Source organism: Blastococcus carthaginiensis (assembly GCF_030731085.1).
Taxonomy (GTDB): Bacteria; Actinomycetota; Actinomycetes; order Mycobacteriales; family Geodermatophilaceae; genus Blastococcus; species Blastococcus carthaginiensis.
On sequence record NZ_JASNFN010000036.1, the window covers coordinates 1 to 11,674 of the forward strand.

The window sequence follows — 11,674 nt, forward strand, 5'->3', positions numbered from 1 at the left end:
GGCTCTTCGCGGTTCCTGGTGATGGCGAGGCGTGAGCCGGAGATCGTGAGGCTGGGCCGGAGACGTTGAGGGCCCGTGGTCCTGCTGGGATGGGTGTTGCCTAGACATCCGCACCAGTGAGGTCCACGAGCCGTGTTCGAGCCTACGGGCTCGCAGCGTGATGCTGCGAGCGCGATCTTCAACCTGCCCGACTACCGCGTCCTGAGCGCCGCCGACGTGGGCGACGGCGTGCGCCGGGTCGAGGTGGAGTCCAGCGATCCACCCGGCTGCCCGGTCTGCGGGGTGCTCGCGGTCCGGGTGCACTCGCGCCGCCGGCAGGCGTTGCGGGACCTGCCGGTCGCCGGCCCGACCGAGGTGGTGTGGCTCAAGCGTCGCTGGTTCTGCGACCAGGCCCGATGTCCGCGGGGGACGTTCAGCGAGGTCACCGACCAGGTGCCGGCGTTCGCCCGCTCGACCGCCCGACTGTGTCAGGCGCTGGTCGCCGCGGTCGTGGTCTCCGGCCGGGCGGCCAGCGAGGTCGCCCGCGCGCATCGGGTGTCGTGGTGGCTGGTGCAGTCGATGCTCACCGCGGCCGCCGACCTGATCGGCGACCCCGATGACGTGCTGGTGCGCCGGCTCGGGGTCGATGAGCACCGCTACCGCTCGGTCCGCTTCTTCCGTGACCCCGACGGTGGCTGGCGGCGCTACGAGCCGTGGATGACCACCCTGGTCGATGCCGACACCGGCCGGGTGCTCGGCGTGGTCGACGGCCGCGACTCCGCCGGCGTCGGCGCCTGGCTGGCCGCCCGCAGCTGCGCCTGGCGGGATGCCGTGGAGGTGGTGGCGATCGATCCGTCAGCGGCGTTCCGTAAGGCGCTGCGCGAGCAGCTGCCGCACGCGGCGGTCAGCGTCGACCCGTTCCACCTGGTCAAGCTGGCCAACGACATGGTCACCGCCGTGCGGCAGCGGGTCGTCCGCGACCGCAAGGGCCGCCGCGGCCGCGGCATCGACCCGGCCTGGGCCAACCGACGGCTGCTGCTGCGCGCCGGCGACACGCTCGGCCCGCGGGCGCTGGCCCGGCTGAAGGCGACCTTGCGCACCGATGACCCGACCGATGAGATCGGCGCTGCCTGGGGCGTCAAGGAGGCCCTGCGCCGGCTGCTGACCAGCGGCTCCCTGGCCGAAGCCCACGAGCACAAGATGCGGCTCGGCGTCTTCGTGCTCGCCGCCAACATGCCCGAGACCGACCGGCTCTGGGCGACCATCGACGCCTGGTGGGACGCCATCGAGGTGCTCGTCGTCACCGGCGTCACCAACGCCCGCACCGAGGCTGCGAACACCGGCATCAAGCAGATCAAGCGCACCGGGCGCGGCTACCGGAACGCTGCCAACTACCGCACTCGTATCCTGCTCGCCAGCGCCGCCCGGACGGCAGCGTGAACACCCTTCTCAGCGACACCGTTCACCAGGAACCGGGAAAAGCCTGTAAAGCGGATAGCAGATGGGCGCATACTTGGCACCCTTGAAGATTTCGGGAAGTAGAACCTCGGTCAGCATCTTGACGTCGTGCTGACGGGACCCCTTCAGCATGTCGCGGAAGACGTCCCAGCGGTCGTACTGCGCGTACCCCTTCTCACCCAGCCGGGCCATGATTCCGACACCGATGACGACCTGGACTTTGTCGAGGTCAGTGTCGTCCTCTATGTCGACGACATGCACGGTTCCGGTCGGAGGGGTGTTGAATGCCAGTTCGTACACGTCGTGCTTCAGCCTGCGAATCAGGCTTACGTCAAACCTCTGAGGTAGTCCGTTCAGGACCTTGTACAATAAGCCAAAGTCGGACAGGACGACTTCCCGAGCGTTAACGGAGTGACCGTGGATCGTCAAGGGGGCATTGTTGAGACTCTCGACCTCATTCGGAGTCCTTGGCCTCCGGACGAAGACGAGTCGATCGTTCAACACCTGCACCTGGCTCGCAGTCAAGCATGCAATAAGGTTGCCTAGGAGTCGCTGAATGTGAGGGTCCGTGAGGCTGTACCCCAGGAAGATGACCGGATGCTCGACGAACATTGTGAGCATCTTGGCGATAAGGTACGGATTCTTAGCCCAGTAGTCCTCGTAGTCCTCGGCGGTAAGAACCATGGAAGACGGGTCCGTAACCGAACCGTGGATCTTGTAGATTTCTCCGATCGCCTGAGTCTGAGCGAACAAGATGTCTTGCTGGCCGACGAAGACCTCTAAGTGGGGCAGTGACTCCTCAAGGAAGGTATCCCAGTTGGTGGTAATCACTGAGTGGACGCGGACCGACTTCAGAGCCTTGACTTCTGCCACCATGTCGGCCTTTTTTACTGGCCGAAGGGTACGCAGGTACTTGGCAATCTCAAACTTCAGTGGGTCGGCTCGCTGACGGACGCTAGCCTGCTGTTCCCGCCGGGAATGCTGGTACTTCCGCTTCGTGAACCATTGCTCGAAGAAGTCTTCGGCCAGGAGCGAGGCGACGGCGGGCAGGTCATCGCCCGCCTTTCCGCGATAGTAGGGCATTGGGCGACCCGCATCCGCGGCGAAGCGCTCCAACAGTGCAGCCCATGTGGGAGCCTTCAGATACCGGAGAGAGAGGCCAGAGCCAACAAAGAGAACTGGAAGGCTGTTGGGCTGTTGGAGGAGTTCCTCTAGGTCTTGTTCGACACTCACGTTGCTTCGCCGCGCTCCTTAGGGGACGCCTGAGGCAGGCACCCTTAACAGTCCGAATAGAACCAGCGTCAAACGTTCCAGCGGCCGGGCGGGGACGCTCGTGTCTCCGAGGTTCACGGAGCCGTGGCAACGAACGCCTGGACGCCCTCGCACGATACGTGTCAGGGGCCTGGCCCTCGTCTTCTCCACCGAGTCGCGGACGGTCTAGTGGGCGCACGAGTCGTGCGCGAGACGGGCTCGGGCGCCCCGCTACACGGACCCCCCTGGGCCCTGGAGCCGGGTCAGCCGACCGTCGAGAGAAGCGGAGTACGAACAACGTGCCGCTTGGCGCGGTGGACCCCGCTCTGGCACCGGCAGTGGCAGTGGCAGTGGGGCGCTGGCTACACGTCGTCTGGCGCGCAAGACTCACTGATCGTCTGGAGCCAGTCTGCCTTGAGGTAGCGGACATACGGCTGTGCGGCTTGCAGGTTCTCGCGCAACACATCGAATGAGATGTAGCGACACACACCAAGCAGCGGACGCTTCATCCGATCAAAGGTCGGTCGATTGACCTGTTGAATCACCTTGCCTCGTCGCTCGTCAGGTGCGACAAGGAATAGGGGGATCGCGATGTTGGGTTGCATCGCCAGCAAGTCACTCATGCGCAGTAGACCCGAGTAGATCGATGTCGTGCTTTCGATCTCGAAGGCCGCCGTGATCGCGTTCCCCTGCAACCAAAGCAGATCGATCAACTCGATAGTCCGATTGGTGGCGGGGTCGAACTGTTGCGGTAGATGCTCGCGCAGGCGGGGCAGGTCCCCAAGCCGCTGCCCCTTCCACACTCGACTGGTGTCGTTGCGTGCGACGTGTACGTCGAACCCCATGTCGGCGCCCAGGCGTGCCAAGAGGAACTGGATTTCGGTATGCGTCGTGCCCTCGTCTTGGGCGGGCGCAGGCTCGACGGAGTCCTCGACGGGGACGTGCTCTACGTGCCCGTCATCCGGACCGTCGACCGGAACGGCGACCGATCTGGACGCCCGACGCAATCTTCCGAGGGGGCGTTCAATGGGGTGGTCGACAGCACGTTGGAGCGCCCGGACGACTGCCTCCCCGTCCGCTGGCTTCCACTTCGCTGGTGAACCTCGAAAGGGGCCGCTCCACATGTTGGGGTTGCTCAGATTCTCGAAGACGCTGAGTTCATCGCGCATGTCGAGCACTGGCACGCCAAACTCAGCGTCCACAGCGAGGACTACCTTGACCGGCACGCGGCTCGGAAATACCTCGGAGGCCCAGATGGGGCTCTCGTCAAAGTAGGGCTCGCCGGTGACTTCGAGGATCCCAACCCACCGAGAAACTCGCGTCAAGTAACAGAGCAGGTAGTCTCCGGCCTTCATCCGCTGAACGGTGGCCATCCGGGCTTCGCTGAATCCAGACACGCTCGCGCCGTGGTCCCGGAACTCTTGCCAGGTGTCCACGGTGAACAGGTCGAGCCAGTAAGTACGCGACACCGGGCGAGTTCCAGTCTCGTCGAGTATGGGCGTTCCTGAACCGCTCACGTGATGGCAGCGAGGGCCGTCTCCATGATGTCCCGAGACTCCTTGAGTTCATCAAGAAGTTCAGAAGTCGTGCGGGGGTCCGATCGGTCGTTCGCTGTCGGGTTGATCGCCTTCAGGTCGTAGGTGCGGCTCTTGATGCTGTCGATGTCGACGAACCACGACCGATCGCTGACCCGCTCAGGGTCGTCCGCGTCAAGGGCCACTCGATACAGGAAGTCGTCGAAGTCGTCCCGCGTCAGAGGATTCGACTTATTGACCTTGCGGTCGGAGAGGTCGTAGTACCAGACACGCTCAGTTGACTGCCCCTTCTTGAAGAAGAGGATGTTCGTCTTGACTCCGGCACCAGCGTTGACGAACACACCCTTGGGCAGGCTGACGACACAGAACAGGTCGCACTCGTTGAGCAACTTGCGCTTGGTCTGGACCGACGCGGTGATGGTCTGGAACATCACGCCCTCGTCGATGACCATTCCACAGGTCCCGCCAGGAGCGAGGCTGTCGACGATGTGCTGGAGGAAAAGTACCTGCGCCTTCGCGATCTTGTACGCGAAGTGCGCCTGAGCATCCTTCCCCTCCTTACTCCCGAACGGAGGATTTGTGAGGATGTAGTCGTACTGCGCCGGGGCGTCCTGCCAGAGGTGGTCCGAGGTGGCGACCCCGGTGAGCGTGTTGCCGTGCCAGATCCTCGGCGTCTCAATGTCGTGCAGGATCATGTTCGCCAAGGTGATTGGGAGGGCCTCATTGGCGTACTCGCGACCCCAGAGAACGTCGCGCCTCAGGGATTCCAACTCCGTGGGTGCCGGACCCTGAAGGATCAGGTGCTTGTAAGCCTCGATGAGGAAGCCCGCCGTCCCGGCGCACGGGTCATAAACGGTCTTGCCCAGGCGCGGATTGACGACTTGAACCATCACGCGAGCGACTTCGCGCGGCGTGAAGAACTGTCCACCGTCGTTCTTCTTCTCGCCCAGGAAGGGCAGGAGACCCTCGAACGCCTGAGAGATCGTGAAAAGATGCTGCTGACTTACCTCGCTGCGCCCGAGAACGTCGACGCTGTCGAGCGCGTCCAGGAGCGTGGTCTCGCTCTCAAGGACGGTCGAGTCCTTGTTGCCGAAGATGAGCGCCGTGACTCGCTGCCGGGCGGTCGCATTCGGCTTCTTACCGAGGGAGCGAAGGTAAGGGAAGAGTTCGTCGTTGACGAAGGCCAGAAACTCGCCCATCGCACCCGACGCGAGTGAGGCACGGTGCTCGCCGTTACCGGCAGCGTCTGGCGTCGCGGCCCAGTCGCGCCACCGGTAGGGCGCTTCCAGTGTGGGCGTGAAGGAGGCGCCGACAGCCTTGGCCATCGCCTCCTCTTCGGCTTCCTTCACGTCAAGGGCGTTGAGGTACAGCATCCACGTCAGTTCTGCGACGTACAGGCGCGCACCCTTAGCCTTGTCGCGCCGCAGAATGTTGCAGATGCCCTTGATGTACCTGTTGAGGTCACCTTGCGTCTCGAACTTTCGCGGAGCCGCCGCACGCCTTACCATATTGCACCTTCCTCAAGGGGCGGCTGGTGAGCCCCAAATACATCTCGCAGCATTGAATGAGGCAGGGCCTCGGCCGCCTTCATCTGCCGGGTGGCAGCAATGCGCAGTCGTTCAATGGATTCGAACTTCGACTGGAGCGAAACTGCGAGTCCCTGCTGCTCAGGAAGAGGAGGCAGGGGGATGTGCATCGCCTTGACGATTTCGTCGCGAACACTGGCCTGGTTGACCCATTCCGTGGCTACACGTTCGAAGTAGCCTCGCCCCCAGTGGTAGCGGAGGAACGCAGCCAGCCACTCGGGCGCGAGGGTCTCCTCGTTCGTCCGATACCGGGTCAGGTGGTTGCTGTAGACCACGGGCTCGTCTCCGGCGACGGCCTGGTACAGCGCCGTCTTCCCGACGAGGGCCTTGCTGTTGGTGTTGTTGAACAGGACGTCAGAGTCACGCAGTAGGTAGCGAGCGACTTCACGGTCCTCCAACGGGATTCGCCACAGGGCGGACGAGTCCAACTCACCGCGCGTGTTGATGTTGTTCATCCGGAGGTGCACCACCCCCGCCGTCCGAGACTTCTCGCCGCTCGCGATGCCGCCCTGAGGCTCGCCGTCGAGGTGGTCTCGGACGAGAGCCCACTTCCATCCGGGCGGAAGGGCCTGCTCCGCCTCCGCAGTAGCCGTCGTCAACGAAGCAACCTCTTCTTCAGTCCTGTGAGCACCGCTTCCGCACCCTCGGGGTGCCGGTTCAGAGCCCGGAAGCCACCGGCGTTCCGGACGGCGGGGGTGTCGAACAGGGTAGCCGTCTCAAGTTCGTCGATCCCGCCGCGCCCGAACTCCAGCGCCATGGCGAGGACTGTGTTCTTGATGTCAGGGGCGAGGCTCGTGAGCCAGGGCTTCTCCTGCGCCTCGAAGGCCGCAACGCGCAGGGCCCGCGTCTTGGCCGGAGCCTTGAAGGTCAGCTCCGCGACGACGTCGTACAGGTCGCAGTCGTCCTGGTCCCGCATCTGCCGGAGCATGCGCAGGGAGGCTCCTCCGCCCTCCATGGCGCCGAACAGGTCTCCGCGACGTTGCGGGTCAGCCCAGACCTCCCGGAGACCATCCAGATCCCCCACAACGTCCTGTACTGCTGCTGCGATCTCAGCCTCGTAGTCCTCCAAGGGGATCAGCGCCTCGCGTCCGCCCCGCTGGACGACGATGGATCGACCCGCACCTTGGACCTCGACGTCGAAGCCCTCGACGCGGATCATCGTCGGGCCAGCACCCGGAGTGCCCGGATCATCGTGGTCGGGAGCGGGCGGCTGCCCTGCGTCCTCGGGCTTCTCCCTCGCCTCAAATGGCTGTCCAAAGAGGCGGGTCACGTTGGTGTAGTCGTACACGCGGAAGAGCAACTTGCTCCCCTGAGGAGTCCCGGTACGTGTTCCTCTACCCACCCGCTGATAGAACTCGATAGGTGAGTTCAGGTACTGGAAGAACACGACATTACCGAGATCGGGCACATCGACGCCGGTAGAAAGAAGATCGACTGTTACGGCGACGAAGTGGGACGCCTTGCTCCCACGGAAGTCGGGAATGAGTTCCGCTGCTGACGGTCGGAGATTCGGGTTCCCCGTGCACTGGAACGCATACGGTTCGGCGGGCTTCTGCCCCGTGGACTTGCACCACTCCTCGTAAATGTTGTTCAGGGCCAGGGTCACCTCGGTGGCATGGGTGTCCCTGACGCAGAAGATGGCGGCTTTCTGGTGCGGCCCGCCGGTCTCCAGCAGCATCGCGAAGAGGTCTTCGCACATGGCGTCCACACGGTCCGGCAGTTGCAAAGCCTGCTCGTAACGGCGAGCGTCGTACTGGTCATCGATGTCGCCCGGCTGGATGGTCCGGCCGGTGTAGTAGTCCTTCGCCGAGCGCTCGACGATGTCGTCGCGGGTGATAGCGGTCGCGTCCAAGTCCACCGTGCGCCGGATGACCTCAGACGCAGCCAAGTACCCGTCCTCCTGCCCTTGGACGAGGCTGTACTCGTACACGGGCTCCCCGAAGTAGCGCAGATTGTGCGCGGTGATCTGCTCATCGCGCTCCCGCCCCGGCTCGCCCGCGTGGCCACCAACAATCGTGCGCGGAGTGGCGGTCAATCCGATGTGGACGGCATTGGGGTTATCGCGCAGAACGACGCTCCACTTACCCCACGCGGATCGATGGCACTCGTCGATGATGATGTGACTGAAGTAGTCGGGCGGGTAGTTCTCGCGCCAGAACTGCGGCTCGCCGTCGCTGTCAACATTCAGCGTCTGATACGAAGCGACAAGGACGCGGGCGTTCGCCTGTGGGTTGGACGAGGTGACGATCTGCGCACCATCGCCGAAGAACCCGTGCAGTCTTGACCAGGCTTGGGTACGCAACTCATCCCGGTCACAGACAAACAGAGCGCGCCGGAGTTGTCCGCCGGTCGCCAACTTCCAGAGCAACTGTGAGGCGATGTTCGTCTTGCCCGCCCCGGTCGGAAGAGTCAGCAGGACACGGTCCTGGCCCGTGGCCATGGCTTCGAGTGCTGCACGGACGGCCGCGTCCTGGAAGTACCACCTGCTCGACTCCCCACCCTTGTAGGTCTTCAACAGCGGAGCGGCGGCCGGGGAACTCAGACTGATGCCACGGAGCGCCTCGTAGCGCTGCCTCAACTCATCCGGCGTCGGAAACTGAGCCAGGGGAAGGTGCGAGGCGATGTGGCGCGTGTCCTCGCCCCACTCGGTGTACAGATGGCCGTTGCTGGCAAAGACGAAGGGTACGTGGAAACGTCGCCGATAGTCCTGAGCCTGCTGGAGGCCCAGAGCATCGCCTTCCTCCTCCTTCTTGGCCTCGATGATGGCGATCGGCAGCGGACTGCCCCCGTCCGGTGCAGGGAGGCAGAGCAGGTAATCGGTCCGGCCCTTACGTCGCCTCGGCCGTCCTCCGATGATGTCCGACCCACCGACTGTTGTCTCGACTCTGATGAGGTCGCTTCCCCAGCCGCGTGCGGCCAAGGCCGGATCGATCAGGTCCCGTCGAGTCTGGTCCTCGTTGCGCGCCATCGTGCCTCCCCGTGACTCCGTCGTAACGTGTGGGAGCCATTGGACGCGGAGGGTATGACAGTCCGCTTGACGCGATGTATGCGCGGGTCTCGCCAGCAGCGCACGCGGCGTGTCGCTGGAGCGCGATCAACCGCTAGGACCAGGGGCCACGCCCGTCGGCGGGCTCGCCGTCGGGCGTGGTGGGTCTCGCCCCGCCCGCCCGCATCTGAGGGTCTACCCCGTCATGCATCAGGCTCCACAGGCGCCCCTCCGCATTGTTGCGCGATGCGGAGAATACGGTAGTGGCTCCGTTGAGCGTGTTGCGGAGATCGCGCGCAATGTCAGACCACGACAAGTCTGTCCGCCGCCATTGAACGCGGACAACATGTCTGCGCTCCGGTGGCTCGGAGCCCAGGTACTGGTACCCGGCGCTGCAAATACCCAAGGCTAACGAGCCAGACCCCTTAAGTGGCAGGACCACCAAGTCGCCAGGAGTGATGCGGTGGCGCAAAGCCCAGAGTTGATTAACGTAGTTCCCTACTCGACCCTTGGGGGCACTTTGCATCACTTCTCTGACGGTCTTTTCCATGGCTTCCCGACTCGCGACCAGTGTCAGGTCCGGGAAGTCACTGAAGCCTCCGCCAGCCAGGCCGCACCCGAGCGCCCATGCATCACGCTCGCCGCCAGCACCGGCGCGCACAACCCAGGCGGTCATTGCACCTTCCCGACGACGACGCGATCAGGCTCACGTTCACTGCCCTCAACCTAGGCACCACCGGCGCTGGTGGCATCAGGCGCGGCAGGAGATCACCCGTCCTTGCGCCTGATGCTCGCCTGCACGCTCGCTCGGCGGGGCGTGTCGCGGCAGGGGTGCTCAGCCCATCGTTCCGCGCAGGGCGTGCAGTCGCGTGTCGATCGCCAGGGATCTCATCGCTGGCTCTATGTCTGGCCCAGGAGGCCCGCCAGGCGCTGGAGAGGGGGGAGGTTACCTCCCTCCAATGATGGTCATTGCGTCACCCTCGAATGGTGGTGCATCGCTCGCGGGGTCCGGTCCTCACTCTTCTTCGTGCAGGATGCCTAGCGCTTCGTTTGAGTCGCTGGTCGTCACGAGAGAGAAGACGATGCGAGGCCGTCGATAATCGGGCGCACACGGCCTTACAAGTCTGCGGATGCTGATCTCCAGTTCCTCATGTTCGCCGACTGGAACGAGCCACTCGACAGGCTCACCCTCTGGCACGCCTCCAGGGTTTCTGATTGTGCGTTGCACGGTGGCGATGGACTCCTGGAGGTGGTCCTGGGGGACCACGGAAACCGTTGCAATGTCGGAGACGAGGATCGGCACGTCAGTGCCGTCATCTTGCTCAACCTCGACCTCTGCGGACTTGCCGGTCGGCGTCTCGACGGTATGAAGCAACCAGGGACGCCCTTCGATTCTCTGCCCGCCCGTAGTTTCAAGGGCGACGCGGCCTTGGACGCTCATCCAGGCCGCTGGGCGATCCTCCCCCGAGTCGGTCCGTACGCGCTCGCACGTGCATGGCTGTTCGCCTGGCGTCACGACTCCCCCTCTGGCGTGCTCCCGTCGACTTCTCCGTGAGGACTGCCGATCAGGCACAACATGGAACATAGATGTGGTGGTGGGTGGTACGCCAGCGCCGGACGGTTGCTGGTCGTGCCCGCCTACAAGTCGGCTCGCCACGCGAGCCTGTCCGCAGAGCGCAGGCAGACGCTTGGATCCCGGACTCGCTTGCTTCGAGAGGAGGCCGGACTGACGGTGGAGGCCCTCGCTCAGGCGTCGGGTATCGCGGACAAGCACATCCAGCGGATCGAGGGCGGCAAGGGCAACCCGACGCTGGCCACGCTGTACGCCTTGGCGGATGCAGTCGGACGCCATCCGCGCGACCTCATCCCCGATTAGGGGCCTCGTCCGCCCCCCTGGCACCTCCATCCCACGAGTTCTTCCTCCTCGGGGGCGACGGCATAGGCGCGCCACGGGTTCTGTCATGAGTGCAAGCCAGCATGCCCTTCGCTGGCTTGCACTCATGACAGGTTCTGTGGCCCGCTGGCGCCGACGACACCGGCCGGAGGAAGAACGGACCAGACACCCTCGGGCCGGACGAACACGATCAGACGACTAGAAGAGGGTGTCTTCGTCCTTGACGACGCCCCGCATCGCGTCGTAGTCCAGCGTCACGCACTGAATCTGTCGATCTGCGGCCAGCGTGCGCGCTTGACGGCTCAGGGACTGCGCCGCAAGAACCCCACGAACGGGGCGCAGCCGAGGATCGCGGTTCAGGTAATCCAAATACCGGGTCAACTGCTCCACGCCATCGATTTCGCCGCGCCGCTTCACCTCCACGGCTACGTGCCCCCCGGCCGCGTCGCGTAGCAGGTGGTCAACGGGGCCGATCGGCGTCGGCCACTCACGTCCGACGAGGGTCAGGCCATTGCCTACAACGTGAACCTGATCAGCAAGCAAGGCTTGGAGGTCCCGCTCAACGCCTTCCTTGACCAAGCCGGGCTCGACGCCGACGTCGGCCGTGTGCTCGTGAAGCACCTCGTGCAGGTCGATAACGAGTGTCTCAGCGGTCTTGGAGTGCGTGATCGTCCAGGTGCTGCCGTCAACCTTGCTGGTGCAAGGCGGCCCCATCCAGAAGAGTGCCTTGCTCCCCATGCTGCCGTGTACGAGGACCGTGCCGTCGGACTTCTGGACGATCAGCCGCTCGGCGACGGGCAAGGACGCATTCAACTTGCCGCTGTAGGTAGCCGAACAGCGGGCTACGAGGATGCGCATACGTTCTCCGTGGCGACGAAAGCCGAATCGGTCCAGGTGGCAGGTGCGGTTGCGCCGCGCTTAGGCGAGGACGTTAGCGACAAGGCGCAGACTCCCCGAGCATCGGCCCTGCTCCGGCCCGCCGCTA

9 protein-coding genes are annotated in these 11,674 nt (G+C 64.3%); 2 read left to right on the plus strand and 7 right to left on the minus strand.

Translation table 11 applies throughout. The features are described from left to right. Positions 1-132: 132 nt before the first annotated feature. Positions 133-1,419, plus strand: coding sequence for an ISL3 family transposase (locus QOZ88_RS20665; RefSeq protein ID WP_305997790.1), 1,287 nt, complete (start codon positions 133-135; stop codon positions 1,417-1,419). Between the two features lie 9 nt (positions 1,420-1,428). Here QOZ88_RS20665 and QOZ88_RS20670 read toward each other — a convergent pair whose 3' ends face one another. From QOZ88_RS20670 to QOZ88_RS20695, 6 genes are all read right to left on the minus strand, one after another. After that, positions 1,429-2,670: an SIR2 family protein gene (locus QOZ88_RS20670; protein ID WP_306001583.1), complete on the minus strand. Its 1,242-nt coding sequence runs from the start codon at positions 2,668-2,670 to the stop codon at positions 1,429-1,431. Positions 2,671-3,050: 380 nt separating this feature from the next. Then, positions 3,051-4,205 carry an EVE domain-containing protein gene (locus QOZ88_RS20675; RefSeq protein ID WP_306001584.1) on the minus strand — a complete coding sequence of 385 codons (1,155 nt, stop codon included), beginning with the start codon at positions 4,203-4,205 and terminating at the stop codon, positions 3,051-3,053. Continuing rightward, complete coding sequence (locus QOZ88_RS20680; RefSeq protein WP_306001585.1) at positions 4,202-5,731, minus strand: HsdM family class I SAM-dependent methyltransferase; 1,530 nt, start codon at positions 5,729-5,731, stop codon at positions 4,202-4,204. The genes QOZ88_RS20675 and QOZ88_RS20680 overlap by 4 nt, the downstream gene beginning before the upstream one ends. Continuing rightward, the gene (locus QOZ88_RS20685; RefSeq protein WP_306001586.1) at positions 5,725-6,264 is read right to left on the minus strand and encodes a restriction endonuclease subunit S; all 540 of its coding nucleotides are present in this window, start codon (positions 6,262-6,264) and stop codon (positions 5,725-5,727) included. The genes QOZ88_RS20680 and QOZ88_RS20685 overlap by 7 nt, the downstream gene beginning before the upstream one ends. Before the next feature lie 140 nt (positions 6,265-6,404). Continuing rightward, the gene (locus QOZ88_RS20690) at positions 6,405-8,777 is read right to left on the minus strand and encodes a DEAD/DEAH box helicase family protein (protein WP_306001587.1); all 2,373 of its coding nucleotides are present in this window, start codon (positions 8,775-8,777) and stop codon (positions 6,405-6,407) included. Between the two features lie 1,033 nt (positions 8,778-9,810). After that, positions 9,811-10,236, minus strand: a complete 426-nt coding sequence (locus QOZ88_RS20695) for a hypothetical protein (RefSeq protein WP_306001588.1) — start codon at positions 10,234-10,236, stop codon at positions 9,811-9,813. Between the two features lie 189 nt (positions 10,237-10,425). Here QOZ88_RS20695 and QOZ88_RS20700 point away from each other — a divergent pair, with 189 nt between their 5' ends. Then, entirely contained in the window at positions 10,426-10,671 is a 246-nt protein-coding gene (locus QOZ88_RS20700; protein ID WP_306001589.1) for a helix-turn-helix domain-containing protein, read from the plus strand. Between the two features lie 216 nt (positions 10,672-10,887). On the opposite strand, the gene nucS is transcribed toward QOZ88_RS20700, so the two are convergent. Beyond that, complete coding sequence (gene nucS / locus QOZ88_RS20705; RefSeq protein ID WP_306001590.1) at positions 10,888-11,547, minus strand: endonuclease NucS; 660 nt, start codon at positions 11,545-11,547, stop codon at positions 10,888-10,890. Positions 11,548-11,674 lie beyond the last annotated feature (127 nt).

What these genes read in the sequence shown, in the direction of transcription:
- QOZ88_RS20680 (WP_306001585.1), bottom strand. Translation starts at nt 5,731, where the DNA reads ATGGTAAGGCGTGCGGCGGCTCCGCGAAAGTTCGAGACGCAAGGTGAC.
- QOZ88_RS20685 (WP_306001586.1), bottom strand. Translation starts at nt 6,264, where the DNA reads ATGAACAACATCAACACGCGCGGTGAGTTGGACTCGTCCGCCCTGTGG.
- QOZ88_RS20690 (WP_306001587.1), bottom strand. Translation starts at nt 8,777, where the DNA reads ATGGCGCGCAACGAGGACCAGACTCGACGGGACCTGATCGATCCGGCC.
- QOZ88_RS20695 (WP_306001588.1), bottom strand. Translation starts at nt 10,236, where the DNA reads ATGAGCGTCCAAGGCCGCGTCGCCCTTGAAACTACGGGCGGGCAGAGA.
- nucS (WP_306001590.1), bottom strand. Translation starts at nt 11,547, where the DNA reads ATGCGCATCCTCGTAGCCCGCTGTTCGGCTACCTACAGCGGCAAGTTG.